28 protein-coding genes are annotated in these 25,940 nt (G+C 59.5%); 18 read left to right on the top strand and 10 right to left on the bottom strand.

What is annotated here, in order from left to right; genetic code table 11:
• Nucleotides 1-124: 124 nt before the first annotated feature.
• The 5 genes from GGR17_RS17245 to GGR17_RS17265 all read right to left on the bottom strand — a co-directional run bounded on the left by GGR17_RS17245 (nucleotide 125) and on the right by GGR17_RS17265 (nucleotide 3,389).
• Nucleotides 125-1,111 carry a cation diffusion facilitator family transporter gene (locus GGR17_RS17245; protein WP_054540583.1) on the bottom strand — a complete coding sequence of 329 codons (987 nt, stop codon included), beginning with the start codon at nucleotides 1,109-1,111 and terminating at the stop codon, nucleotides 125-127.
• A gap of 1 nt (nucleotide 1,112) precedes the next feature.
• Nucleotides 1,113-1,775, bottom strand: coding sequence for a TVP38/TMEM64 family protein (locus GGR17_RS17250; RefSeq protein WP_008327266.1), 663 nt, complete (start codon nucleotides 1,773-1,775; stop codon nucleotides 1,113-1,115).
• 3 nt (nucleotides 1,776-1,778) lie between these two features.
• Entirely contained in the window at nucleotides 1,779-2,228 is a 450-nt protein-coding gene (locus GGR17_RS17255) for a DUF6010 family protein (RefSeq protein ID WP_054540584.1), read from the bottom strand.
• A 161-nt stretch (nucleotides 2,229-2,389) separates the two neighbouring features.
• A complete protein-coding gene (locus GGR17_RS17260; RefSeq protein ID WP_040104431.1) occupies nucleotides 2,390-2,827 on the bottom strand; it encodes an ion channel in 438 nt (145 codons plus the stop codon).
• 88 nt (nucleotides 2,828-2,915) lie between these two features.
• Nucleotides 2,916-3,389 (bottom strand): rhodanese-like domain-containing protein, encoded by a 474-nt coding sequence (locus GGR17_RS17265; protein WP_054540586.1) that lies wholly within the window; start codon nucleotides 3,387-3,389, stop codon nucleotides 2,916-2,918.
• 188 nt (nucleotides 3,390-3,577) lie between these two features.
• Here GGR17_RS17265 and GGR17_RS17270 point away from each other — a divergent pair, with 188 nt between their 5' ends.
• The 7 genes from GGR17_RS17270 to ccmI all read left to right on the top strand — a co-directional run bounded on the left by GGR17_RS17270 (nucleotide 3,578) and on the right by ccmI (nucleotide 10,265).
• Complete coding sequence (locus GGR17_RS17270; RefSeq protein WP_054540587.1) at nucleotides 3,578-4,300, top strand: response regulator; 723 nt, start codon at nucleotides 3,578-3,580, stop codon at nucleotides 4,298-4,300.
• A complete protein-coding gene (locus GGR17_RS17275; protein ID WP_054540588.1) occupies nucleotides 4,300-5,766 on the top strand; it encodes an ATP-binding protein in 1,467 nt (488 codons plus the stop codon). Before GGR17_RS17270 ends, GGR17_RS17275 begins: the two co-directional genes overlap by 1 nt.
• Complete coding sequence (locus tag GGR17_RS20400; RefSeq protein ID WP_235974530.1) at nucleotides 5,702-6,007, top strand: SHOCT domain-containing protein; 306 nt, start codon at nucleotides 5,702-5,704, stop codon at nucleotides 6,005-6,007. The genes GGR17_RS17275 and GGR17_RS20400 overlap by 65 nt, the downstream gene beginning before the upstream one ends.
• Nucleotides 6,008-6,071: 64 nt before the next feature.
• A complete protein-coding gene (locus tag GGR17_RS17285; protein ID WP_054540589.1) occupies nucleotides 6,072-8,072 on the top strand; it encodes a heme lyase CcmF/NrfE family subunit in 2,001 nt (666 codons plus the stop codon).
• Between the two features lie 8 nt (nucleotides 8,073-8,080).
• A complete protein-coding gene (locus tag GGR17_RS17290) occupies nucleotides 8,081-8,647 on the top strand; it encodes a DsbE family thiol:disulfide interchange protein (protein ID WP_054540590.1) in 567 nt (188 codons plus the stop codon).
• Nucleotides 8,644-9,117: a cytochrome c-type biogenesis protein gene (locus GGR17_RS17295; protein WP_054540591.1), complete on the top strand. Its 474-nt coding sequence runs from the start codon at nucleotides 8,644-8,646 to the stop codon at nucleotides 9,115-9,117. Before GGR17_RS17290 ends, GGR17_RS17295 begins: the two co-directional genes overlap by 4 nt.
• On the top strand, nucleotides 9,114-10,265 hold the full coding sequence (gene ccmI / locus GGR17_RS17300; RefSeq protein WP_054540592.1) for a c-type cytochrome biogenesis protein CcmI: 1,152 nt from the start codon (nucleotides 9,114-9,116) through the stop codon (nucleotides 10,263-10,265). Before GGR17_RS17295 ends, ccmI begins: the two co-directional genes overlap by 4 nt.
• A 28-nt stretch (nucleotides 10,266-10,293) precedes the next feature.
• On the opposite strand, the gene GGR17_RS17305 is transcribed toward ccmI, so the two are convergent.
• Nucleotides 10,294-12,423 (bottom strand): protein-disulfide reductase DsbD family protein, encoded by a 2,130-nt coding sequence (locus tag GGR17_RS17305; RefSeq protein ID WP_054540593.1) that lies wholly within the window; start codon nucleotides 12,421-12,423, stop codon nucleotides 10,294-10,296.
• 283 nt (nucleotides 12,424-12,706) lie between these two features.
• Nucleotides 12,707-13,009 carry a DUF2933 domain-containing protein gene (locus tag GGR17_RS17310; RefSeq protein WP_054540594.1) on the bottom strand — a complete coding sequence of 101 codons (303 nt, stop codon included), beginning with the start codon at nucleotides 13,007-13,009 and terminating at the stop codon, nucleotides 12,707-12,709.
• Between the two features lie 156 nt (nucleotides 13,010-13,165).
• On the opposite strand from GGR17_RS17310, the gene GGR17_RS17315 reads away from it, so the two are divergent.
• The 7 genes from GGR17_RS17315 to GGR17_RS17345 all read left to right on the top strand — a co-directional run bounded on the left by GGR17_RS17315 (nucleotide 13,166) and on the right by GGR17_RS17345 (nucleotide 18,728).
• Complete coding sequence (locus GGR17_RS17315) at nucleotides 13,166-13,726, top strand: L,D-transpeptidase (protein ID WP_054540595.1); 561 nt, start codon at nucleotides 13,166-13,168, stop codon at nucleotides 13,724-13,726.
• Nucleotides 13,727-13,754: 28 nt separating this feature from the next.
• On the top strand, nucleotides 13,755-14,213 hold the full coding sequence (locus GGR17_RS17320) for a c-type cytochrome (protein WP_054540596.1): 459 nt from the start codon (nucleotides 13,755-13,757) through the stop codon (nucleotides 14,211-14,213).
• 372 nt (nucleotides 14,214-14,585) lie between these two features.
• Nucleotides 14,586-15,158, top strand: coding sequence for a c-type cytochrome (locus GGR17_RS17325; RefSeq protein ID WP_054540597.1), 573 nt, complete (start codon nucleotides 14,586-14,588; stop codon nucleotides 15,156-15,158).
• Nucleotides 15,159-15,160: 2 nt separating this feature from the next.
• On the top strand, nucleotides 15,161-16,078 hold the full coding sequence (locus GGR17_RS17330; RefSeq protein ID WP_054540598.1) for a c-type cytochrome: 918 nt from the start codon (nucleotides 15,161-15,163) through the stop codon (nucleotides 16,076-16,078).
• A 43-nt stretch (nucleotides 16,079-16,121) separates the two neighbouring features.
• Nucleotides 16,122-17,516 carry a multicopper oxidase family protein gene (locus GGR17_RS17335; protein ID WP_038008397.1) on the top strand — a complete coding sequence of 465 codons (1,395 nt, stop codon included), beginning with the start codon at nucleotides 16,122-16,124 and terminating at the stop codon, nucleotides 17,514-17,516.
• A complete protein-coding gene (locus GGR17_RS17340) occupies nucleotides 17,513-17,995 on the top strand; it encodes a c-type cytochrome (RefSeq protein WP_007803408.1) in 483 nt (160 codons plus the stop codon). Before GGR17_RS17335 ends, GGR17_RS17340 begins: the two co-directional genes overlap by 4 nt.
• Nucleotide 17,996: 1 nt before the next feature.
• Entirely contained in the window at nucleotides 17,997-18,728 is a 732-nt protein-coding gene (locus GGR17_RS17345) for a DsbA family protein (RefSeq protein WP_009807488.1), read from the top strand.
• A 42-nt stretch (nucleotides 18,729-18,770) separates the two neighbouring features.
• Here GGR17_RS17345 and GGR17_RS17350 read toward each other — a convergent pair whose 3' ends face one another.
• The gene (locus GGR17_RS17350; protein ID WP_007803412.1) at nucleotides 18,771-18,971 is read right to left on the bottom strand and encodes a heavy-metal-associated domain-containing protein; all 201 of its coding nucleotides are present in this window, start codon (nucleotides 18,969-18,971) and stop codon (nucleotides 18,771-18,773) included.
• A gap of 152 nt (nucleotides 18,972-19,123) precedes the next feature.
• Between GGR17_RS17350 and GGR17_RS17355 the strand changes: the two genes are divergently transcribed.
• Nucleotides 19,124-21,634, top strand: a complete 2,511-nt coding sequence (locus GGR17_RS17355; RefSeq protein WP_054540621.1) for a heavy metal translocating P-type ATPase — start codon at nucleotides 19,124-19,126, stop codon at nucleotides 21,632-21,634.
• 12 nt (nucleotides 21,635-21,646) lie between these two features.
• Nucleotides 21,647-22,045, top strand: a complete 399-nt coding sequence (cueR, locus tag GGR17_RS17360; protein ID WP_038008399.1) for a Cu(I)-responsive transcriptional regulator — start codon at nucleotides 21,647-21,649, stop codon at nucleotides 22,043-22,045.
• A 21-nt stretch (nucleotides 22,046-22,066) separates the two neighbouring features.
• Here the strand turns inward: cueR and GGR17_RS17365 are convergent, their stop codons facing one another.
• Together GGR17_RS17365 and GGR17_RS17370 are read right to left on the bottom strand one after the other, a co-directional pair.
• Entirely contained in the window at nucleotides 22,067-22,831 is a 765-nt protein-coding gene (locus GGR17_RS17365) for a MauE/DoxX family redox-associated membrane protein (RefSeq protein WP_173585990.1), read from the bottom strand.
• 12 nt (nucleotides 22,832-22,843) lie between these two features.
• Complete coding sequence (locus tag GGR17_RS17370; protein ID WP_012187184.1) at nucleotides 22,844-23,680, bottom strand: DUF305 domain-containing protein; 837 nt, start codon at nucleotides 23,678-23,680, stop codon at nucleotides 22,844-22,846.
• A gap of 179 nt (nucleotides 23,681-23,859) precedes the next feature.
• Between GGR17_RS17370 and GGR17_RS17375 the strand changes: the two genes are divergently transcribed.
• Together GGR17_RS17375 and GGR17_RS17380 are read left to right on the top strand one after the other, a co-directional pair.
• Nucleotides 23,860-24,441 (top strand): L,D-transpeptidase, encoded by a 582-nt coding sequence (locus tag GGR17_RS17375; RefSeq protein ID WP_082386781.1) that lies wholly within the window; start codon nucleotides 23,860-23,862, stop codon nucleotides 24,439-24,441.
• 125 nt (nucleotides 24,442-24,566) lie between these two features.
• Nucleotides 24,567-25,829 carry a multicopper oxidase family protein gene (locus tag GGR17_RS17380; RefSeq protein WP_054540599.1) on the top strand — a complete coding sequence of 421 codons (1,263 nt, stop codon included), beginning with the start codon at nucleotides 24,567-24,569 and terminating at the stop codon, nucleotides 25,827-25,829.
• Nucleotides 25,830-25,940 lie beyond the last annotated feature (111 nt).

Genomic DNA, 25,940 nt, shown 5'->3' on the forward strand with positions numbered 1-25,940 from the left:
AACTCCGACGAGCTGGCGTCTGAAGACCACATTTAAGGGCAACACACGCTGCCCAACGCGCCGTGTGCCGAATTTAAGGGCAACGCGACACCGGCTCTGCGGCTAGTATTATGTCCATCACAGTCTACGGCCCTTCTGTGTTAGGGCTTGGGTGCGGATGCGCATCTCGCACATCAGTCTTTTCTTGCGCAGCCTTTGCAGCCGCTATCTGGACTATATCAAGATCCCGCGCGTGGCGCTCGTCGAGACACTCTGTTTCGAGCTGCAGCGTGACCATGTGAAACCCATGCTGTTCCGTCAGCCGCCGATAGGCCCGGTTCAGCAGGTCCGCGGCCTCTGCGGGCTCACCATGGCGGATATGGGCAGAAAATGCGTGTTTGCCGCTGGTCAGCGTCCAGGCATGCACATGGTGAACGTCCAGAACCCCGTCCTGGCCGCGCAGGTCCGTCGTCACAGCCTCGAGATCCGTTCCCTCTGGCGTGCCTTCCATGAGGATGTGGACCGCTTCCTTGATGACGCCGACGGAGGCCCAGAGGAGAACCACCCCGAACGCCATGCCGAGGATCGGGTCAATCGCCAGAAAGCCGGTGAACTCGATCACTAGAGCGGTGACGATGATCAGGAGGCTGCCGACAAAGGTCTGGATGATGTGCCAGAGCGCACCACGGGCATTCAGATCGTCCTTGCTCGATTGCCACATCAGCCCCAGCGAGATCACTTCGGTGACCAGGCCTCCGAAGGCGACCCAGAGCATGGGACCCGTGGCCAGGTGAATCGGATTCCCGAGCCGCATCGCGCCCATCCAGATCACCAGAAGCGCCATACCGAGAAGAAAGCCGCCATTCACCAGTGCCCCGATGATCTCGGCGCGGTACCAGCCGAAACTCCGCGCCGAATCCGCCGGGCGGCGCGCAATGCGCTGCGCGATGATGGCCACCAGAACGCCGCCAACCGCCGACAGGGTGTGAAACGCATCCGACAGGACGGCAATCGAGCCAGTCCAGAGCCCGACGGCCAGTTCAATCACGAAGTAGACGCCGGTGAGCCAGGCCGAAATCACAAGGGCCTTGCCGGAACTCGGCATATGCCCGGCGTGGGAATGACTGGCCATATCAGCTCTCCTTCCGTTTCGTACCGGTCTTTCGCGTCGCGGCGAAGAGAACCGACAGGCCGGTAAAGCCACCCAGCGCAAGTGCGGTCCATGTGGCAGTGCGGGCATCGCCGTTCATCGCCTGGCTGCCCATGTGAGCGAGCAAGAAACTCGCTGGAATAATCCCGGCCATCGTGGCCAGCGCGAACCTCCAAAGATGCAGCTTGCTCAGACCTGCGGCGTAACTGATCATATCGAAGGACAGAAACGGCAGCAGGCGACTGCCGAAGACCAGGAAGGTCAGAGTGTTCTGGGACCCGAACAGGCCTGCGTTAATCTTCTGACCGAGATGACGCTCAACGAAGGGACGACCCAAGCCGCGGGCCAGACCAAAGGCGGCAAGCGCACCGAGTTCCGCACCTAGAACGACGAAGAGCGTCCCGTACGTGTGTCCATAAGCCGCTCCGGCGGCGAGTGCGATTGGCGCCGAGGGCAGGGGGCTTGCGACAATAGCGATTGTCATGAGCGCCACGATGACAATTGGTCCGGCAAGACCTGCCGCCTCGATCCAGCGGTCAATTTCCGCGCGATCCGGCAGGCGAATGTCAACGCCAAGGACGTCCGGGAAGGCCAATGCGACGACTCCCATCAGGAACACCGCCATAAGAAGGATGCGCATCATCATGGATCAAAACACGGCATAGAGCAGAACGAAGAACGTCGCTGCCAAAAGGTCAAAGGCCACGCAGAATGGAATATACCAGTTCGGAATCCGGGCGAGACGATAAGAATTGTGGTGTGACATGTCCCAAAGGGCGTGAAGGGCCAAGCCCAAGGGGAGGAAGGCCCAATGCCATATCAGCCCCAGGAACGCTGCTAAGCCGAACAAAAGGGCGACCGCGAGCTCTGCCCAGAACACGCGCGCTCTGCCGTCCGCAGCGCCAAAGCCGATATAGGCACCGCCAATCAAAGCAAGCGTGATCGAAGCAAGAGCTATCGAGCTTTGCTCATCCAAAAAAAGGTGAGCCGGCAATGTGAGAACGACAAGCAACACGCCAACCCATACGGGAGATTTCAAGATATCCCCGTGTCGATGGTGCGATACGTGATCGCCTGTCTTTTCGAAAATCTGTGCCATGGCTTTGTACCTAGGGATTCCAGCAACTGGAAGGTCAAGGGCTATTCATCCACGCGCGCAACGCAGCGCTCACTCAACCGTTCCACGGTGAGGTCAAAGGACCGATATCAGGACGTATTTGACGCTGACGCCAAGCTCATGTCCGACGCGCGTGGCGATTTTCAGTCATCTTTCGCCTTCTGCCAGACTTGCTGACAGGCTGAGTAAAGAAACGTCGCTGACCAGGTCAGCAACATGAAGCCCAAAAGCGATTGCAGCATCAGCAACAGTCGAAAGGGCCCGACCACCTCTATGGACGAATAGCCAAGGGTCGAGAACGAGATGCCCGTAACATAGAGAACATCCTGAAACATCGGCGGGCTGTTGCTGAACGATTGCGGCAGAACGCTTGCCACCACCATCGTGTTGAACACGGCGAGCGTCACAAGTTCCAATACGTGCAGCAACAGCAACGCGGAAAACGTCAGGATGATCCGAAAGCCGGAGCCATCCGACCGCTGCGGGGAAAACTTCAGAATGCCCGACAACGCATAATGATGGACAATTCCCATCAGGATCGCCGCGCATATTCCGACAAACATGGCCATCAACTCGGTCATACACCCAAACCCGTCTACCTGTTCAAACAGGTCAATTTGACCATACATCAGGCTTTTAGCACAACGGAACCGATTGATTCTTCACAGGTCAGGTCAACGCGGGGGGCAACCCGTTCAGGGCGACATCCACCGGAACGGTCGGCAAGTTCAATGCGATCCAGCCAGGCCCTTCGCCTGATCCCAACATCCCTTCCGAGATATCGGCGTAGCCCGAGTAACCAGCTTGTCTTAACGCTCGAAGCAGCGATGCGGAGCGTCCGCCAGTGGCGCAGATCAGTCCAACAGTGCGATCACCGCTCAGTTCCTTCGCCCTGAACAAGCGGTCCGGAAAACCGGACGCGTGCATGCTTATCGGCCATACACCAGCACCTACGCCGGTTTCTTGCCACTCTTCGTGCGTTCTGACATCGATGATCCGCGCCGTATCCGATAGAAGCGCGTCAAAGGCATTCTCTGCCGACCAGACAGATCGGCTCTGCGCCAAAAGCGGTGACGCCGTGACGGTCAGCACCGTCATATGAGCACCCAGAACGAAACGGCGCCGGTTCAAATCAAGAGCCATATTCGAAAACCTCATCCTTTGATCGGTTGCGATCCCAAAGGTCACATAACATACGCGCGACGCTACCCGGGAGCACGACACGGTGCAGGCACAGATTTGTATCCATCTGTAGCAAGGGACTGACCTGATACAAACGGCTACAATTCTGCCCATGAAACACGATGCAACGATGATCTAGGAAGGACGCCATGGGACCGCAACCTCATATCCTTATCGTGGACGACCACGCTCAGATACGCGAAAGCGTCGCGCGCTTTCTGGAGAAGAACGGAATGCGCACGACCGTCGCCAGGGATGCCGTGGAGATGGATGCCAAACTGGCCACCGGTCACTTCGACCTCCTCGTGCTCGATGTCATGATGCCGGGCGAGGACGGTTTGTCGGTTTGCCGCAGACTTGCGCCAGAGGGTGATCTTCCGATCATCATGCTGACGGCGCTTGGTGAGGAAACGGATCGGATCGTGGGGCTGGAAATCGGTGCGGACGATTATCTCGCCAAGCCGTTCAATCCACGAGAACTGCTCGCCCGCATCAAGTCGGTTCTTCGGCGAAGCAACCGTGACGAACCCGTGGCCGGAAGGCTCGCGGGGAGGAAAGTCTCTTTTGCGCATTGGATACTGGATACCGACCGGCAGGTGCTGATTGACCAGTCCACCACCGAGACGCCATTGACGACCTCCGAGTTCAAATTGCTGGCGGTCCTGCTGGAACGTGCGAGGATGGTGCTCAGCCGTGACCAGTTGCTTGACCTGACCGCTGGTCGGACGGCAGGCCCGATGGATCGCACCATCGACAATCAGATCAGCCGCCTCCGCCGCAAAATCGAGCCGGATGTACTTAGGCCCAGTGTCATCAAAACGGTGCGGAACGGCGGATACTGTCTGGCTGCCGATGTCGAGGATGCGCCGTGATGCGCCGTGCGATGAGGTCTCTGAGCGGCCAGTTGATCCTGCTTGTGGTCGCGGCACTTGTCGTGGCCCAGGCGATCAGCCTGTTCCTGTTCGCTGACGAGCGCAGCCTTGCGATTCGTGCCGCATTGGGGTTCGAGGCCGCGGGTCGCGCAGCAAATGTCGCGCGGTTGATCGAGGAGGCTCCGTTGGATCTGCAGGACTCGATCCTTCGCGCGGCAAATTCGCCTCTGATCCGGTTCGATCTGTCGGACGCTCCGATCGTGGATCACACCGGTCACTCGGACGGCGGCATCGTGGAAGCGCGAATACGCGCCCTGATGGACGACAGCTACAGCCGGGACATTCGCGTTGAATTGCACGAGATCGAGGGCGAGTTGCGGCCTCTTCCCAATCTCTCGGACGAGATGACGGAAATGCATCTAGCGATGATGCGCGGAGAGTTGACAGCGGTTGAAATGAACCTGTCGATCGCGATCAAGGGGGCGCGTTGGCTGAATGTCGGAACGCGGTTCGAGCGTCCGCCAATCCAATGGCCTTTCTATTCGATGCTGACCTTTGGAATTTCCGCCGGACTGCTTCTGGTGGCGATCTTCTGGTTTGTCATGACGCGCCTGACGCGTCCTTTGCGGCACCTCTCCAAGGCCGCGGACCATCTTGGCCGGGGCGAAGATGTGGGCGAATTGGCGGTCACAGGGCCGACCGAGGTCAGGGATCTGACCGTCGCCTTCAACCGCATGCAGCGACGGCTGACCCGGTTTGTCAGTGATAGGACACGGATGCTCGCAGCCCTTGGTCACGATCTGCGCTCGCCGTTGACCGCCATGCGTGTCCGCGCGGAGCTGGTTGACGAAGAAGAGACGCGGGACAGCCTCATCGCATCGGTCGAAGAGATGCAGAGTATGGTCGAAGCGACGCTCACCTTTGCACGCGGCCTTACCGGATCCGAGGGTGCCGAAGTGGTCGATCTGCGCAATTTTCTGGACAGCTTGTGCAGCGATATGGCGGCACACTGCACCTTTGCCCCGAGTGATGATGTTGCCGTGCGGCTTCGACCCAACGCGTTCCGAAGGGCACTGAGGAACTTGCTTGAGAACGCCGTTCGCTACGGTGGTGCCGCAAAAGTCAGCTGGGCGACCCACGGTTCGAACCTCGTACTCAACATCGATGACAATGGGCCCGGCATTCCCGTCGACCAGTTGGAAAAGGTCTTCGATCCCTTCTATCGCCTCGAGCAATCGAGGTCTCTGGAAACGGGCGGTTATGGGCTTGGGCTCTCGATCGCGAGGACAATCGTCCAATCCCATGGCGGCGATATCCAGCTGGTCAACCAGAACAGCGCGGGTTTGCGCGCTGTTGTCACCATCCCACTGGATGAAAGCGAACTAATCGAAGGAGAAACAGATGAAACTGAAAACGCTCATTCCAACGTTGCTGGCCAGCTTGCCCGCCAGCATGGCGCAGGCTGATGGACCAGGCTCCTGGACGGGGCACATGTGGGGCAGTGGCTATGGCTTTATGGGCGGCTTCATGATGCTCGCCTTCTGGGGCGCCGTGATCGCATTGATCGTGTTTCTGGTGCTCAGGCTGCGGGACAATGGCACTCCCCCGCCGGAATCGGACGCGCGGGAAACGCTGAGGCGTCGCTTTGCGAATGGGGAAATCGACGAAGAAGAGTTTCGTCGCCTGAAAGCAACACTGGACGAGTAGTCCACATCACGAATTTGAACACCGTCCCACGCGACGTCACTAACTTTAGATCGGAAAGAACGCCATGGTCCCGGAAATTGGTCACTTTGCACTGGCCCTCGCGCTTGCGCTTGCGCTTGTTCAAAGCGTTCTGCCGATTGCAGGTGCGTCGCGTGGAAACGCCGTCTGGATGAAATCCGCCCAGGCGACGGCAATAGGACAAGTGCTGTTTGTGGCCATAGCCTTCGCAGCGCTGATGCAGGCCTTCATCGTCAGCGACTTCACCGTCAGGAACGTCGTCGAGAATTCCCATTCGCTCAAGCCGATGCTCTACAAGGTGGCCGGGACCTGGGGCAGCCATGAGGGTTCGCTGCTGCTCTGGATCCTGATACTCGCGGTGTTCGGCGCGGGCGTCGCCTGGTTCGGATCGAACATCCCCGCCGAGACCAAGGCGCGCACCCTGTCGGTGCAGGCGTGGATCAGTGTCGGCTTCCTGTCCTTCCTGCTGCTGACGTCGAACCCCTTCGAGCGGGTGTTTCCGCCGCCGCTCGACGGCAATGACCTGAACCCGTTGCTTCAGGACATGGGTCTCGCCATGCACCCGCCGCTCTTGTATTTCGGGTATGTCGGCTTCTCCATCGTGTTTTCCTTCGCCGTTGCGGCTCTTATAGAGGGTCGCGTCGATCCGGCCTGGGCCAGATGGGTCCGGCCATGGACATTGGCCGCCTGGATCAGCCTGACGGCGGGTATCGCCCTCGGGTCTTGGTGGGCCTATTATGAACTGGGCTGGGGCGGCTGGTGGTTCTGGGATCCGGTCGAGAATGTAAGCTTCATGCCTTGGCTTCTGGGCACAGCGCTGTTGCATTCGGCCATCGTCACGGAAAAGCGCGATGCGTTCAAAAGCTGGACTATCCTGCTTGCCATCCTGACTTTCTCGCTTTCACTTCTCGGGACGTTCATTGTCCGGTCAGGCCTGCTTACATCGGTACACGCGTTCGCCGTCGATCCGGAGCGCGGGCTTTACATTCTGGGTCTGCTGGCCGTGTCCATCGGTGGGTCGCTGGCGCTCTACGCCTGGCGGGCACCCGAAATGGAGCCGGGCGGTCTGTTTCGCCCGATCAGCCGCGAAGCCGGGCTGCTCGTGAACAACCTCATTCTGGCCGCCGCTACGGGAACGGTCCTGTTCGGGACGCTTTATCCGCTGATCCTCGAGGCTGTCACGGGGGACAAGATCTCGGTGGGTCCACCTTTCTTCAACGCGGCCTTCATTCCGATGATGCTGGCGCTGGTCGTGTTCATGGGTCTTGGTCCATTCCTGTCGTGGAAGCGGGCTGATTTCGCCGGTTTGCTCGATCGCATTCGGTTCGTGGCCGTGCTGGCGGTCGTCGCCGCCTTGGCCGCGTGGTATCTTCTGTATGGCGGGCCGATCATGGCCTATCTTGCCATCCTCGGCGCAGCGTGGCTGCTTTTTGCGACCCTGCGGGAATGGGCGCTACGCATCCGTCTGTTCGAGGTTTCCCTTGCAGAGAGCGCGAGACGCGTGCGCAACCTGCCACGCGCCTCTCACGGTATGACGCTTGCCCATGCCGGCGTCGCTGTGTTGATGATGGGGATGATCGGCTCGACCGGATGGAAGAGTGAGGAGATCGTCTTTGCCGCCCCCGGGACCGAAGTCACGATCGCCGGGTTCGACATCACCTTCGAAGGGGCCGCAAAGGTTCAAGGGCCGAACTACATCGCGGATCGCGGCACCCTTGTGGTGCGTCGGGATGGCGAATTGGTCACGACACTTTTCCCGGAACGGCGGTATTACCCGGTCGCGGAAAGCCAGACGACGGAGTCGGCCATCCGCTCCACATTGGCGGGTGATCTCTATACGTCGATTGCAACGCCAGCCTCCGATCAAGTGAACAACGCCGGAGCATGGACCCTTCGGATCCTCTATGAACCGCTCGTCAACCTGATCTGGATCGGCTCGATCCTGCTGGTGATCGGTGGCTGTTTGTCCTTGTCGGATCGCCGTTTGAGGGTCGGGGCGCCGCGCCGTGCCAAACAGCCAGCCACCGATGCCGTTCCTGCCGAGTAGGAGAGAAGATGAAACGTCTCATTGCCGGGCTGCCGTTTATTGCGGCGGTCATATTCGGGGGGTTTTTTCTCTGGGGGCTCAATCCCGACCGGGATCCCAACGAGATCCCTTCCGTCCTGATCTCGCAACCGGCCCCGGCGTTCGACCTCGATCCCGTGCCGGGGTTGGAGACACCCGGCCTGGCCCGAAGCGATCTTGTCGGCAACGAACGACCGGTCGTGGTCAATGTCTTTGCGTCCTGGTGCGTGCCCTGCCGCGCGGAACATGCCGTGTTGACAAGATTTGTCGAACGAGACGGCATGCGGTTGTTCGGAATAAACTACAAAGACAAACCTGAGGATGCCGTGAAGTGGCTCAATGACCTCGGCAATCCCTACGAGCGGATCGGGTCCGACCTGTCGGGCCGGACCGGGATCGAATGGGGCCTGTCGGGCGTGCCGGAAACCTTCATCGTCGATAGCGATGGCACCGTTTTGTTTCGCTATGTCGGGCCGGTCGTGGGTCCGGACGCCGTCGAACGGTTCACGCAAGCCCTGAAGCAGGCAGGCGCACTGCCAAATGGAGCAGCATCATGAGACAGTTGATTTTCGCGTTTTGCATCGGGCTCCTTCCCATTGCCGCCAATGCGGTGGAACCGGACGAAATGCTGACCGCCCCGGTATTGGAACAGCGTGCGCGGGAGATTTCCAAGGATCTGCGATGTGTCGTCTGTCAAAATCAGGACATCGACAGCTCGAACGCGGGTGTGGCGCGGGACTTGCGTCTGCTCGTACGCGAGCGCTTGGTCGCCGGAGACAGTGACACCGAGGTGATCGAATACATACGGGCGCGGTACGGGGATTACGTGCTGCTGAAACCGCCTCTGGAGCCTGCGACCTACGCGCTTTGGTTCGCTCCGATCGCTTTCGTTCTGATCGGGGTTTTCGTTGGTGGCGGGCTACTGATGAGTCGGCGAAAGCAAGAGGCATTTGAAGACTTGGGCTCGGAGGATGAGAACACCGTGTCCGAAATTCTCAGACAAAACGAAGCGGGGGATGCGTCATGATCTGGGGTATTTTCGGTCTTCTGACGCTGGTCGCGATCGGAATAGTCCTCTACCCGCTGCTGCTGTCCAAATCGAACACTCTCACCAGAGGAGATGCGGTACCGGCCATCCTCGCCGATCAGATGCAGGAAATCGAACGAGACATGGACCGCGGTTTGATTTCTGAACAAGAAGCTCAAGCAGCCAGACTCGAGATCAAGAAACGGATCCTCGCGACGACCCGCAATTTGGAAGCAAAAGCCGGATCGTCCCGTAGTGGTGGCAGAGGCACTCTTGTTGTCGCGGCGGTCCTCGCGCCGGTTATTGCCGCGGGCTACTATCTGACAATGGGATCGCCGGAGGTGCCTTCAATGGCCTTCGCTGCCCGTGCAGAGGAGCGCGCACAGACTGATGAAGTGACGGCGCTGGCAATACAACTTCGCGAAAGGCTTGTATCCGATCCGACCGGCGGCCCCAGCGAAGGGTGGATGCTGTTGGGCCAGACCTATCAGCGCATGGGCAGAACAGTTGATGCTGTCGAAGCATTCGAAGTTGTCGCCAAACGGGAGGATGCCACCTCCGCGACATTCTCCATGCTGGCGGAGGCTGTCGCGGTTGCCAATGATGGCGTTGTTATTCCACGGGCGAAATTGGCCATTGATCGCGCTTTGGAACTTGACCCATCCAATCCTGCGGCAACCTATTTCGAGTCTCTCTACCATCTTCAAAAAGAAGAGACGCGTAAGGCCTACGATCTGCTCGTTTCCCGGCTGAACCAGGAAAAGACGTTCGTGCCCTGGATGGAAACATACGTTTTGCAGATCAACCGGATTGCAGCGGCAGCTGACCTCCCGGTCGTCGATCTACCCAGCGGGCCGACATCACAACCCGGCCCGAGTGCGGCAGATGTTGCGGCGGCGTCGGAGATGAATGACGCGGACCGCGCGGAGTTCATCCGGTCGATGGTCTCGCGGCTGGCCGAGCGTCTTGAGGATGATCCGGACGATCTGGATGGTTGGATGCGGCTGGCAAACGCCTATACCGTCCTTCAGGAGCCCGATCGCGCCATCGCCGCCTACCGTAAGGCTGAAGCGCTGTTGGAACAGCAGCCTGCCAGTGATCCTCGGCGTGCGGCGGTCCGTGCCGCGCTTGAGCGGCTCGGCGGCTGACTACTGGTCGGTGTCCCGCCCGGGCAGGTCACTCCTGTCCGGCAACCTTTGCGGAAATATCCCGACCCCTGGCTTGCGCCAAGGCGTTCATCACGTCCTCGGTCGTCAGCAATTCGGACAGCACAATGCCGTTTGGTGCCGACGGTCCATAGACGGCATTGAAGGGGATGCCATATCTGCCGAAACTCTCAAGGTAACGGGAAATGCGCGCGTCCGGGCGTGTCCAATCTGCCTGCATCGGCGTGACGCCCGGCGTGTCCAGCGCACTGCGGACCGGATCACGGTCGATGACAAGTGTCTTGTTCGCTTTGCACGTCAGGCACCAGTCAGCGGTCACATCGACAAAGACGACCTCTCCTGCGGACACGCGTTTCGCTATGTCCGAACGATCAAATGCGATCCAAGCCAATGCCGATTGCGACTCTGAACGGGCCGGCGCTGATTGCTGCAGGACAGGACCTGCGGCAAGAGCCAGGACAAGGCTGGCTGTGGCAATAGACCACCTGAATTGGGACTGCACATTCGGGAGGGACAAGATCAGAACGGCGAGACCGGACAACGCCGCGACCGCGATGACAGACGCAAGCCCGGCGACACCGTCGAGCACCCAGAACAGCCACACGGCGGTTGCAAGCAACAAAACCCCCATGACGCTTTTGATGATCAGCATCCATCGACCAGGCTTGGGCATGAATGCGACCAGACGCGGGAACGCGGCGATGACGAGATAGGGCAGGGCGAGGCCGAGCCCGAGGCTCGTAAAGACGATGAGGATGTCCACGCCACGCCCGGCCAAAGCAAAGGCCACCGCGGTGCCGAGGAACGGTGCCGAACAAGGCGTCGCCATGACGGCACCGAACATGCCAGTGAAAAAGTCGGCGGAATACCCGTTGCGTCCTCCGGCCCCTGCAAGCCGCGTCTGCATGCCGTGTGGAAGGGCGAACTCGAACGCTGCGAACAGATTTGCCGAAAAGACGAGCAGGACAGCGATCATCGCCGCAAGAAACAGCGGGCTTTGAAACTGCAAACCCCACCCGACGCTGAGGCCTGCCGTCTGGAGCGCCCAGAGGACGAGCGCCAGACCCCACATGAACGTCATGATGCCGGCGCTGGCAGCGACGAAACCGAACCGGACACGGGTTGTGTCGTGATCGGTGTGTTTGAGCACAGACGACACCTTGATGGACAGCACCGGCAGCACGCAGGGCATCACATTCAGGATCAATCCACCCAGCAGCGCGATCGCGGCAATCCAAAGCAGTTCCATCATGTCCGGTGTCGTGGCGGCCAGTTCGAAAGGCGGCGCGATGCCTTGCGCCACGCGATCCGCAATCACGGTAAACGCCCGGTTCTCGCCGTCGGTGACGGTAATCGACGGAGCCACTGTCACATCCGTATTCGACGAGAGGATCGGCAAGCGCGCCCAAAGCAAACGATCCTCTTCTCCCAAACGGATATCGGGTTTGCCAAGCGCAACACCCATACCCAGTTCGGGAAACACATCCGGCGACTGGAGTGGTTCATCGACGCGAAGGCTGACGATCAACTCCGTGAGGTCTTCGTCGATGAAGGCATTTGCCTCGCTGACGCCGCTCGTCTTGGCCCCTTCGGGGACGCGCTCGGAAAACGTACCGATCAGCCCAGCCGAAGTGCTGTCGATGACGTTGCCCCGTCCGAGGCGAAGTGACAGGTCAAACTCTTCCGGGACACAGACATTGGAGCACACCAGCAGTTTGACCTGCGCGGAAAGAGTCACAGGTGCGCCGGGATCTTTGAGCGTTATGCGCAGCGGAAAGACGACGTCACCCGCATAACCAAAATTTTCGATGCCGAAGGCGGTGAAGCGCGTTGGGGCGGGCCACATGAATTCGACATCTGCGACGTTTTCGGAACCGCTCCATTCGACCGAAGGCGGTATTCCCACCTCGCCCGCCGACCGCCAATAGGTCTTCCAGTTTTCGTTCAGTTGAAGATGAAGCCCGGCTGACAGAGTCCGTGTGTTCTCGGGAACGCCGTCCTGTACACTGAAGAGATACGCGGTAAGTGGCGCACTTTGGTATTCAGCAGAGGTTGCTGCCGAGACACTTCCAGAGACAAGGGCCAAGAGCACGAAGGGAATAAGCAAAACCCGTCGCAGGATCAAAAGGCAATCGATCAAGATACCTGCTTCCTTCCCATATTTTCCGCAGATTTCGCCAGGACGGCGGAAATTGCGTCAAAGTCCACCTGTGGCAAAACCCTGACGACCGTCCGCACAGACAATTCGCGCAACGCCAGTCGCAGAAGATGAAAGGGTTCGACACCCATCCGGCAGAAGGTCTGACGCTTGCTTCGTGGACACGATAGCGCCGCGATCCGAGCAGTCTTCAAGACTTCCGGCACATCCCCCAAGCATGAAACCCGACAACAGCAACGCGCCTACGCGTACCTTCCCGCGCACATCACGGCCTGTCGCGGACCACGACTGGAATCGCGGAGGTTATGGGCTCGGTCGTTTCCTCGATAGTATCCTTTGCCTTGTCGGAATGGCACGATTTTCCCATGAATTTGTGCATCACGAGATGCGCCCCCACGCACAGCAGGAGCGGGGCAAAAGCCGCTGCATTGCCCCACATGCCCGCCAATGTGCCGCCGGCAAGAAAAAATCCCGCAATGGGCAGCAGCATGACGACGCAACACGCCATCATTCCGTAATGCATGAGCCTGTCCGTGATCGGCTTTTTTCTGTGGTTCCGGTGGTCCATGACACCCCCATTGTCTCGTTCCCGGCGTCATTTGCGGCCCTCCAGCAGGGTAAGGTCAAGGATACAAATGGATACACTTCTCGCGGCCTTGTCAGGTTGCCTGATGCCGGGTCTCCCGTAAAAGAGATGCAACAAATCCGAGGCTAGGAGTGTGTCATGACAATTTTGCGAAACAACAAGGTTAATCGACGAAGCCTATTGGGATATGCGGCTGTCGCTTTGGTTGCACCAAGCGTGGTTCGAGCCGAAACCATTCGCCGCAACATCTCTTCTTTTCGAGTTCATGACTGGCAAGATCACTTCGACGCACTCGGAAAGGGGATCATCATCTCCGATACCGTGACGAAGGCGCTCCAGCATTGGACATCAGATGGCGAAATGCGGATCTACCCAACGTCCGTTCCGCTGACCGACGAACTCACCAAACGCGGTTACACCGAAGTGGTGGAAAAACGCAAAAACCCCAGCTGGGCGCCAACGCCCTCCATGCGGGAACGCAATCCGGAATGGCCGGCTCGTGTCGAGGGGGGTGATCCGGACAACCCATTGGGTACTCGTGCACTGTACCTGTCGTGGCAGTACTACCGTATTCACGGGACACAGGATACGCGCAAGATCGGCCGCCGGTCGTCAAACGGCTGCATCGGCCTGTTCAACGCACAGATCGAGGAAGTCTACGAGCGGGCACCTGTCGGCACTCAAGTCAAACTCATCTGACCCAACGGGCAAGGCGGAAGATACAGGCATGGACAAATTGACTGCGCTGATTGGTGCCGTTTTTGTTATCGGCGGGGGTTTTGCCGTTTGGCAGTTCGTTGGAGCGGAAGATACAGCGGTTGGCCACTCCATGACGCCACCCGACACAAGTGAGATCGCTGAAGGCGGCCCGATCGTCCAGGTCCAGCTGCCTGACGCACTCTCGCAGCAGGCGGCGCTTGGGAAGAACATATTTGAGGCAAAATGTTCCGAGTGTCACGGCGAAAATGCCGCCGGTCGCAACGGTGTTGCGCCGCCTCTCGTGCACAAGATCTACGAACCGAGCCACCATTCGGACATGGCTTTTGTTCTGGCAGCTCAAAACGGCGTCCGTGCACATCACTGGAATTTCGGTAATATGCCTAAGATCGAGGGATTGACCCAAGGAGACGTCAAGATGGTGGCCGCCTATGTCCGCGAATTGCAGCGGGCCAACGGGATCAACTGATGCGTTGGTCGAAGACGAACCGATGGATTCTGTCGGCCGTTTTCGGCCTTTTCCTAGTGGTTCTCGGAGTGCCTGAGGCGCCAGCTTTTCATGGTGAAGCGTCCTTGGCGCAAGAATTTCACGCTCACGAAGATGTAGGGTCATCGACGAACGAGGCCTCTGGCCACTGTCATCCGGGACTCGATTGTTCTGTCACGCCGGTGGTGTTTCTCCAGCCAAACGTGGTTTACGAGCCGCAGTTTCTGACGGCAGTCATGCAAGACGTCGCGACCCAACGAACCGAGTTGCGCTCCGCCAGCGATCCTCCACCGCCACGACGGTGGGTCTGATTTCACATCGCTCGAAAAGCAGACCCAAAGAAGGATCGAAGACATGAAAAAGACGACTATCGTAGCGGCAGTGTTGATTGCAGGTACTGCGGTCACGGCATTCGCGCATAGCGGTGCCACCGGCATCGTGAAAGAGCGCATGGACGCCATGCTTGCAATGGGGAAGGCGGTCAAGACCGTGGCCCCGATGATGAGGGGCGAAACGGCCTATGACGCAGAAACAGTGCGCGATGCCGCGCGCCTGTTCCAGCAGCACGCCGGTGAGAGCATGACGAACCTGTTCCCTGAGGGCACAGGGGGCATGCCCTCGGAAGCCAAAGACGAGGTGTGGACCGACTGGGACCGCTTCGCAGCATTGGCGAGTCAGCTGGAAGAATATTCCGAAGGCCTGGAACGCGCAGCCGACAATGGATTGGGCGGCATGGGCGGCAATACCTCCATGGGTGGCACCTCGATGATGGGCGGTGGGTCCATGATGGGCGGGAGCACGATGATGGGCGGAGGCGGCATGATGGATGCTGCCGCCATTGCCGAAATGCCCGCCGACGCGGCATTCGCGATGACGACCCAGGTCTGTTCCGCGTGCCATGAACGCTTCCGGGCGGAAGAAGACTGACCATGCGACGGTTTTTGACACTGGTCAGCGGGGTCGCCGTGCTGGGCGCGGCCGGCCTCGGCGCGGTGATTGCATGGCCTGTCGGCAGTGCGGTGGCGCCGATCGCATCAGCGGGCAATGTCGACCGGGGCGCGTATCTGGCGCGCGCCAGTGGGTGCATTGCCTGTCATACCAATTTCGAAGCGGGCGGCGCGCCACTTGCCGGAGGGGCGCCGCTCGAAACCCCGTTCGGAACGTTCTATCCGCCCAACCTGACGACAGACCCCGAACATGGCATGGGCGAATGGACGGCAGAACAGTTCGCAAAAGCCGTGCGGCAGGGTATCGGCCCCGATGGAACGCCCTACTATCCGTCTTTCCCATATACGTTCTATGCGGATTTTTCTGACCAGGATATCGCTGACCTCTGGGCGGCGTTTCAAACCGTGCAGCCCGTGGACAAGCCTGCACCAGAAAACGATGTCAGCTTCCCATTCGACCAACGATGGGGGCTGAAGCTCTGGCGAGCGGCGTTCTTCTACGATCCGGATACCGAACCGGTTGAAGGGCGAAGCGACTCATGGAATCGCGGACGGGAATTGGTGCGCGGTGCGGCACATTGCGGAGCCTGCCATACGCCGCGCAATCTTGCGGGAGGCCGCGATATCGGTGCTTCCTTTGCAGGCAACGCCCAGCTTCCCGGTGGCAGCAAGGCACCCGCGATACGGCCAAAAGACCTGGCCAAAAATGACTGGACGGTTTCAAACCTCGCTTATGCGCTCCAGACCGGCATCACCCCTTCGGGCGATGCGTTCGGCGGCAGCATGGCGGAAGTCGTTCGCGACGGAACTCGGTTTCTGACACCTGCCGATCGCGAAGCGATGGCGCTTTTCCTACTGAACAAGGACACGGTCGAGGCGGAGAACTCCGCTTCGAACTAACATCACGCGGGGGCGACACGCCCCCGCTTTCTCGAGGATCGAAATGAAACAAACACGTAGGGATTTCTTGCGCAATGCAACTCTGGCGGCCTGTGCGGCCGCCATCCCGCGGTCGGCTTATGCCGCAACCCCGTTCGAGGACGTGGTTACCAAGGTTGCGCGTCGACAACTTCTTCCGGACACCTACCCGGAAACAGAGATCTGGGGCTATGACGGTCTTGTTCCGGCCCCGGAAATCCGGGTTGCACAAGGCGATCGGGTGCGTCGCAGGTTCCGCAACGAGGTACCCGATCCCAGTTCGGTTCACTGGCACGGAATCCGGATCGATAACGCGATGGATGGCGTTTCAGGACTGACCCAGAAAGCCGTGGCACCAGGTGAAACCTTTGACTACGACTTCGTCGTACCGGACGCGGGCACCTATTGGTATCACGCGCATAATCGCTCATACGAGCAAGTCGCGCGTGGTTTGCGCGGTGCCTTGATCGTCGAAGAGGTCGATGGACCGGACATAGACCGCGAGGAAGTCATCGTTCTGGAGGACTGGTTGCTCGACCCTGAGAGCGGGCAGCTGTTCGACAATTTCGAACAGCCTATGATGATGAGCCACGGTGGACGCATCGGCAACTTTATCACGACCAATGGGCGCTATGACCTGACCTTGCCCGCGAAGCGCAACGAACGCATTCGCTTGCGGATCATCAACGCAGCAAGCGCTCGAATTTTCCCGCTGAGGCTCTCTGGATTCAGTGGCTGGACGGTGGCCGTGGATGGAATGCCAACCGGCCAACCCCAGTCGGTTGACGGCGAGTTGATCCTCGGCCCGGCACAGCGCGTCGACTTAATTGTGGATGTGACCGAAGGCGAAGGCGGCACCGCCCAATTGCTTCGCATCGGCGATGATGATCAACTGACCCCGTTGGTGAGTTTTCTGGTCAACGGCACAGCCAGTTCAGTACCAAGAGGCAAGCCACTGCCGTTGCCGCCGAACCCCGCGGCACACGCCCCGGACCTTGCCGATGCGCGTGATTTGCGACTGGTCATGTCCGGCGGGGCAATGGGGCGAATGCAGTCCGCATTGCTTGGCGGGGAACGTCTTGGATTCCGTCAGCTTGCCCAAGCGGGCAAATTCTGGGCCCTGAATGATGTCGCCGAAATGACCTACACGCCACTGGCCGATCTATCCCTGAACGAGCCGGTGCGCCTGAAGATCGAGAACCAGACCGTTTTCCCACATGCGATGCACCTGCACGGGATGCATTTCCGCGAGCTGCGCCCCGACGGCGCGTTCGGGCCGATGCGGGACACGATCCTGTTGGCCGGCAACGAGTCCCGGGAGATCGCCTTTACGGCAGACAATCCCGGCAAGTGGCTGTTCCATTGCCACATGCTCAGCCACGCCGCATCTGGCATGACAACCTGGATACGGGTCACATGAGATATCTCGTTTGGTCCCTTCCGATCACTGTCGCAGCAGCCGCCTTCACGTATTGGCTCTCGACCAGTGCATCCTCGGATGTCGGCAGCGCGTCCAGGGCGGAGAGCTACGACATCGAAGAAGGCGCGTTGCTCTACGCAGAAAACTGTGCGTCTTGTCATGGCGCGGGTCTGGAAGGCCAGCCGGAATGGCGAACGCCCGGCGCGGATGGGCGCCTGCCAGCACCACCACATGATGAGACGGGTCACACCTGGCATCATCCTGACAGCCTGCTCTTCGATTACACAAAACTGGGGGGTGCGGCGCTTCTGGCGCGTCAGGGCGTCGAATTCGACAGTGGCATGCCCGGTTTCGCAGACGTGCTGACCGACCAGCAAATTCACAACATCCTGGCCTTCATCCGGTCCACCTGGCCAGACCGCATCCGCGAAGTCCAGGCCGCGCGGACAGAAGCCGACGAACAACGGGGAGAGAACTAAAATGCGTTTCAGACAAGCCTTCACGACGGTCGCGATAGCTGCCTTGCTTCCGATACCGGCACTCGCGGACGAACTGTCAGAGTCCCGGGTCAAGGAACTTGTGCTCGAGGCAATCCGCGAGAACCCGGAGATTGTCATGGAGGCCGTGGCGATCCTCGAACAAAGGCAGGCGCAAGCGCAGGAGCTCAGTCAGGCCCAAGTTCTGAATGACCAGCGCGATCTGATCGAGAACGATCCGAATGCGCCGGTTCTCGGCAACCTGGAAGGGGACGTCACTGTTGTGGAATTTTTCGACTACAACTGTCCCTATTGTCGGCGGGTCAAACCCGAGGTGCGGGCTTTGATCGAAGACGATCCCAACATTCGCCTCGTCTATCGTGAATGGCCCATTCTCGGAGACGGATCGGTGTTTGCCGCGAAAGCGGCCTTGGCAGCGCGCAAGCAGGACAAATACGAAGAGTTTCACTGGGCAATGATGGGGCTGGAAGGCCGCGCGGAAGAGGCCTCCGTGCTGCGCGTGGCCGAGGAGATCGGCCTGGATATCGCGCAGTTGCGCAAGGACATGGAGGCCCCCGAGGTCGAAGAGCACATTGCGACCTCCATGCAACTGACCCAAGCTCTGGGCTTTAACGGCACGCCGTCTTTCGTGATCGGGGATGCGCTGGTCCCGGGCTTCGTCGAAAAGGCGCAGCTTGCCGACTTGGTCGAGGAAGCCCGCAAAGTCGAAGACTGAAATTCTGTGCCCGGACCACCCTTGGGTGGTCCAGGCACTGCATCAAGCGGCCGCAGGTTCCACGTTGTAGCCCGCATCCCGAATGATCGCTTGGACCTGATCGGCTGGTAACACGCTGTCGACATGCACCTGTCGGGCAGAAAGGTCACATTCCACGCCTGCATTCGGATCTGCGCTCTTCACCGCGCTTTCGATTGCTGCGGTGCAATGCCCACAGCTCATGTCCGGAACGCTGAACTTCATCGGAACCACTCCTTGATCTGATTTCTATCGGTGACATGGGGCTTCCCCCCGCTGGAAGGTCAAGTGAAGAAATTTATTTGGCGCCCTCCCATTGACCCTCCAGTAACTGGAAGCCTCATATTCCACTTCGAATGGAAAAACAGGTGACACATATGCCCGAACCCAAACAGATCAGCCTGCCGATCGAAGGCATGTCATGCGCGTCCTGCGTTGGCAGGGTCGATCGCGCATTGAATGCAATCGACGGCGTAGAGGATGTGTCGGTGAACCTTGCCTCGGAAACTGCTCGCATGAGCGTGGACGCGCTCAAGCGCATTCCCGACATCATCGAATCCCTTCGCGAGCTGGGCTACCCCGCGCGGAAGGCCAGGGCCGAACTCACGATTGCAGCGATGTCCTGTGCCTCTTGCGTCGGGCGGGTCGATAAGGCGCTTGCCGCGGTGCCCGGGGTGGTCGAGGTGAACGTCAACCTCGCCTCAGAGACGGCGACGGTCGTTTACGTCGAAGGTCTTGTCACGACATCCGATCTGATCGAATCAAGCGGCGCGGCAGGGTATCCAGCAACCGTGGCAACGGCCCAGGCCGGTGACGACAGAGTTGCGCGCAAGGAGGAAGAGGCTCAGGCGCTTGCCAAACGGGTCACCTTTGCGGCCATCCTCGCCTTGCCGGTCTTCCTGATCGAAATGGGTGGCCACGTCATTCCGGCCGTTCATATGCTGATCGAGACCACGATTGGCCAGCAGACGAGTTGGCTTCTTCAGTTCGTGCTGACGACAATCGTTCTCTTCGGCCCAGGCCGGACGTTTTACACCAAGGGTTTCCCGGCCTTGTTCCGGGGTGCCCCCGACATGAACAGCCTCGTCGCGGTCGGCACCGGGGCGGCTTACCTTTATTCCGTGGTTGCGACATTCGTACCGTCGGTCCTGCCTGACACGCTGCGCACCGTCTATTTCGAGGCGGCAGCGGTCATCGTCGTTCTGATCCTTCTGGGGCGGTTTCTTGAAGCGCGCGCCAAGGGGAGAACGGGCGCGGCCATCCAGAAGCTATTAGGGCTTCAGGCGCGGACTGCACGCGTGATGCGGGACGGAGAAAGCGTCGAGATCGAGATCGATGCGCTGGTTCAGGGTGACATCGTCATCGTGCGCCCTGGTGAACGCATCGCGGTCGATGGCGAGGTCATCGAGGGGACCAGCCGCGTCGACGAAAGCATGCTGACAGGCGAGCCGATCCCCGCTGAAAAAGGTGCCGGAGATACGGTGACCGGCGGGACGGTCAACGGCGCCGGAAGCCTGCAGTTCCTCGCCACGCGGGTCGGCGCCGACACGACCCTGGCGCAGATTATTCGCATGGTCGAAGAGGCCCAGGGCGCCAAACTGCCGATCCAGGGATTGGTCGACCGGATCACCTTGTGGTTCGTGCCTGCCGTGATGGCGATCGCGGCGGCGACCGTGCTGGTCTGGCTGTTTTTCGGGCCTGATCCGGCCCTGACGATGGCGCTGGTCGCCGGTGTGTCGGTGCTCATCATCGCGTGCCCCTGCGCGATGGGGCTTGCGACGCCGACCTCGATCATGGTCGGGACGGGACGTGCTGCGGAAATGGGTGTCCTGTTCCGTAAAGGTGACGCCTTGCAGCAGCTCGATTCCGTTGATGTGGTCGCCCTCGACAAAACAGGCACGGTGACCGAGGGGCGACCCGCACTGACTGACCTTGTGCTGGCGGAAGGGTTCGATCGTACAACAACGCTTTCGAAGATGGCCGCCGTAGAGTCGCTCTCCGAGCATCCTGTCGCGGACGCCATCGTGCGGGCCGCGCGGGCCGAGGGCGCACCTCTTGTGGCGGCCGAAGGCTTTCAATCGGTCACAGGTTACGGCGTGCGCGCCGTGGTCGAAGACGTGGAGGTGTTGGTTGGGGCCGACCGCTACATGGCGCGCGAAGGCATTGACGTCTCGGCATTGTCTCCAGAGGAAACGAAGATCGCAAGCAAGGGTCGCACGGCGCTTTACGCTGCCATAGATGGGCGTGTCGCCGCCGTGATCGGCGTGGCCGATCCGGTCAAACCGGCAAGCCGCGCAGCCATCGCAGCGCTGCACGAAAAGGGTCTTGCGGTTGCGATGATCACCGGCGACAAACGCGAAACCGCCGAAGCCATCGCCCGCGAAACCGGTATCGACCACGTCATCGCCGGCGTCCTGCCGGACGGCAAGGTTGCGGCGCTCGACAGTTTGCGCCAAGGGAACAAGCGCATCGCCTTTGTCGGCGACGGGATCAATGACGCCCCGGCGCTGGCGCATGCCGATGTGGGCATCGCCATTGGAACCGGCACCGATGTGGCCATCGAATCTGCGGATGTCGTCCTGATGTCGGGCGATTTGCGCGGCGTGGTGAACGCCTTCGAAGTATCGCGGCGGACCATGCGCAACATCCGGCAGAACCTGTTCTGGGCCTTTGCCTACAACGTGGCACTTATTCCGGTCGCTGCCGGGGTGCTCTATCCGGCCTTTGGGTTGCTCCTGTCACCAATCCTTGCGGCGGGTGCGATGGCGTTGTCCTCGGTGTTTGTCCTGACCAATGCCCTGCGGCTGCGGCGCATCGCGCCTGCGATGGACGAGCAGCGCGCAATCCCGGCAGAGATGGCAGCCGCCACTCCTGCTCCAGCAGAATAACGGAGGTCCGACATGAACATCGGAGACGTTGCCCGACAATCGGGTGTGCCCGCCAAGACGATCCGCTACTACGAGGACATCGGTCTGATCCGCCCGAACCGTAGCGAGAACGGCTATCGCGCGTTCACCGAGAACCACGTTCACAAGCTGGCGTTTCTCGGTCGCGCACGGGCCTTGGGGTTCACCATCGAAGATTGCAGGACGCTCCTGTCGCTCTACGAGGATGAAAACCGCGAAAGCATGCAAGTGAAGGCGGTTGCGGAAGACCATCTGCGCCAGATCGAGGAAAAGATCGCGAAACTGCAATCCATGCGCGCGACGCTCGCCGAACTGGTGGAAAAATGTGCCGGGGATCACCGGCCCGACTGCCCCATCATCGAGGATCTGTCGCCGGAGCGGTTGGCCAAGTGACAGGCAAGAAGGGGCTGTACCTCAGAACCAGATCGCGCGGACCGGCATCCAGATACCCATGAAGATCATCATCAGGTTTTCCGTCAGCGAAATGAACCCCAGCGGGACGGAACTGTCACCGCCGACGCAGGCGCATTTCAGCTCTCTCTTGTCGATATAAACAGCCTTGAACACGCTGACAGCGCCTACCGTGCCGATAAACAAGGCAACCGGAGCCGAGAGCCACAGCAGCGCGCCGGCAGTCATCAGGATACCTGCCAACGCTTCGCCGAACGGGTAGACCTTGCCGTATCGCACCCATTTGCGCGCCAGCAGATCGTAGTTGAGGAACATCGTCGAAAACCCTTCGACATCCTGCAATTTCTGGATCGCGAGAATGGTCATGGACAGCGAAATGAACCATTCGAACCCCCGCAAGGTAAGGACCGACCCGTACTGGTGCCAAGACAGGCCCAATGCCAACAGCGCGGCGACAGAAAAGATCGCGATGACCGGCTGGTAGGTCGTGTCGCTTTGCTCTTCCTCGGGTGGGTCAATGTCGAAAAACACCCTGAGATCATCGTAACCGCCGATCCGTTCGTCCCCGATGAAAGTCTGCGGCGTCGTCTCGACCCCGTGCTTCTCCATGAAAGCATCGGTGTCTTCACGGGTGTCAAGCGGATGGTCTTCCACCTCGAAGCCTTGCCGCTCCAGCAGGTCTTTCGATTTCAGACCGTAGGGGCAGACATGGCCCGGCATGACCATGCGATAAAGCTGCGCGGATTTGCTGTCTGTGTCGCGGGGCATGTCCTTTCCTCCTTATCCGCTGCACGTAAGTTGACCACGGAACCCGGCTTCGTAGTCGGTTCCCGCGCTGACGATCAGATCGGTCAGGTCACCGTTCGTCTCTGCGATCTCGGCCGACAGCGGGCCTTCAGAAAATGCATTTTCGCCCTGCGCATTCAGGCGCACCAGATCACCGCTGATCTTCATTGCGGCTGCAGACCCTTCGCCGGTTTCACCAGTCACCAGTACAGCCGGACTGTCCGAGGTGTAAGCAAAGCGGCAATTTCCGCCATTCGGGAACACCGCAGCGATTTCGTCTTCCGTCAGAAACTCAGGATCGACCTTCGACACGACCTCCGTTTGAAGCGCCTGTTGCGCATCCACAACCTGCGCCGGCGTTTCGCTTCGCGTGGCCGATGCTTCGCCGTTTGCTCCAATGTCAGCAATAAGGTAGCGCATTTCGGCGATTTCCTTGTCCTGCGCATAGATAATGTCGTCTGCGAGCCCCCGGACGCGCGGGTCGGTGATCTCGGCACGAGTCGACGTCATGATGGCGATCGAGTGGTGCGGGATCATGGCGCGCATGTAGGACCTGTCCTGCACCGTGAATTGCCCGCGAACCAGCCAGAGGCTCGCCGCGAAAAGGACTATTGCGCCAACGAAAATCGCGATGTTGGCTTTGGTGTTCTGATACATGGACAACATGTACGCCAACATGATCACGGCCATGGTCGCCCCCATCAGGATGGCCATGTAAAGGCGTGTCTCCGAAAAGAAGATATGGCCCCAAAGATAGGTGTTCAGGTACATCAGAACGAACATGACCACGGTCGATGTTCCGATCATCATAAAGAATCGTGAGTAGTGCATTTCCAGTCACCTCCTTGCAGTTCTCTGTAAAACAACAACATTCCAGCGCTGGAGAGTTCCAAAAGCACGAATTTTCGTAGTTTCAAGGCAACAAAGGCGCGTCGTTTGCCCCGGTTCACGGCTTCTTTTCTTTGCCCCTGACGCGCACTGAATTTTCATGGGTCCGAGGAGATCGCGCCATGCAGAATTTCACGAGACGAGAATTGATTTGTGCCGGAGCGATGGGTTGCTTTCTGCCCACAACTGCCTGGGCCCACAAAGTCAAATTGCCCGAACGGTTTGAACCACAATTGGTAAACACCCGTCGTGGTGACTGGGTTAAAGGCGATGTCCACGTCGTTCCCGACGATTTTTTCCTTTATTTCATGCTCGAGGACGGGATGGCGATCCGCTACGGGGTCGGGGTAGGGCGCAAAGGTTTGTACGAACCCGGAGAGTTCACGGTAGCGCGCAAGGCCAAATGGCCATGGTGGCGGCCAACGAACGCCATGATCCGGCGCGAGCCACGCAAATACGCAAAGTACAAGGATGGACTGAAAGGCGGGCCAAACAACCCGCTCGGGGCCCGCGCGCTCTATCTCTACGATGCCGAGGGACGCGATACCTATCTTCGCATTCATGGAACGAACGCCCCGGAGACAATTGGGTCTGCCGTGTCGAATGGATACGCGCGGTTGACGAATGAACATGTGAAGGATCTGTACGAACGCGTTGAAATCGGCGCCCGCGTCTTCCTGTATCCCAAAGTGACAACGGCGTGAGGAGTGTTCTGTCGCCTTGAAGTTCCTCTTCCGGAAATGGCACAAGTGCGGCAGTTGGCGAAAGCCAGTCTATCATTCATGAGGTGACGGAATTGTCTTTGAGCCGGAGGTCTTTCCTTGGCGGGATGACCGTTGCGCTGGCTGGTACCCGCTTGCCAGCAGCGACACACGAGTTGATCCTCGCGCCCCAATCGATCAAGGCGCACCTTGCTGGGTACGACGTGTCGATGTTGGGCTTCAACGGTGGTCTGCCGGGCCCAGAAGTCAGAATGCGACAAGGACAAACCGCCCGCATCACCCTCGATAACCGATTGGAGGAGGGCGCTCTCGTTCACTGGCATGGGTTGCGGGTTCCAAATCGGATGGATGGTGTCAACGTCCTCACTCAGGATGTGGTCATTCCGGGCGACTCGTATCGTTATCAATTCGGCGTCCCGGATGCCGGCACGTATTGGTATCACTCGCATTACCTGTCTTACGATCAGGTCAGCCGCGGTCTTTTCGGCGCCTTCATCGTCGAGGAGCAAAATGCGCCGGCTGTCGACCATGACATCGTTGTTCAGTTCTTCGATGTCTTGTTGGATCAGTCCGGACAGTACGACGAAGGGTTCAACCCGGCTCATTTCGCGACCGAGGGCCGTATCGGCAATACGGTCACGGCGCTTGTTTCCAATGGAACCAGCAAGAATGTGAGACAAGGCGACCGCCTGCGCTTGCGCCTGATAAATCCCTCTATCGACAGGGTTTACCGTGTCGGGCTGGACGGTCTGGCAGGCAAGATCGTTGCACTGGATGGTATGCCCCTGGCGCAGCCACAGACACTCGAACCCATCCTCCTAGCTCCGGGGCAAAGATGCGATGTGATTGGTGATGCGACCGGGCCTATTAGATTTGACGACAGCTTTGGAGAGCGGACGTTGAGCCTTGGCGAAATCGCTGTTTCCGGCTCTCGTGAGCCTGCGAAAGCGCCCATCACCGCGTTGCCCGCCAACCGAATGCCCGCCCCGCAAGACCCCGGCCAAACCGCGGAGCTGGTGCTTCAGGGAGGTGCGGGAAGCGCGTCCCACAACGGCACAGGGACGTGGGCGCTCAATGACGTATCGGGCCTGCCTCGAACCCCTTTCCTATCTGTCGCGCAGGGGACGACCGCGCGCATTTCGATCCGCAACGAAACCGGATTTCCACACGTCATGCATCTGCATGGCCACCATTTCTGGGAACTCGATGCGGCGGGTGAAGCCGGTCCATACCGGGACTCGACCTATCTGGATACCGGCGAGACGCGGGATATTCTCGTCGTCCTGGACAATCCGGGATCCTGGATGCTTCATTGCCACATGTTGAGCCATCAAGCCGACGGTATGGCAACGTGGATCAGAGTCGGCTGAGGGTCGCGACGGATACATACCGTTACAAATCTCTGAATGATAACAGCCCTTCTGCCGTTTACGTAACCTGACAAGCGAGAAACAGGTCCATCGATTGCCAACGGGAGCGTT

The sequence above is a fragment of the Actibacterium naphthalenivorans genome, assembly GCF_014196965.1.
Taxonomy (GTDB): Bacteria; Pseudomonadota; Alphaproteobacteria; order Rhodobacterales; family Rhodobacteraceae; genus Actibacterium_A; species Actibacterium_A naphthalenivorans.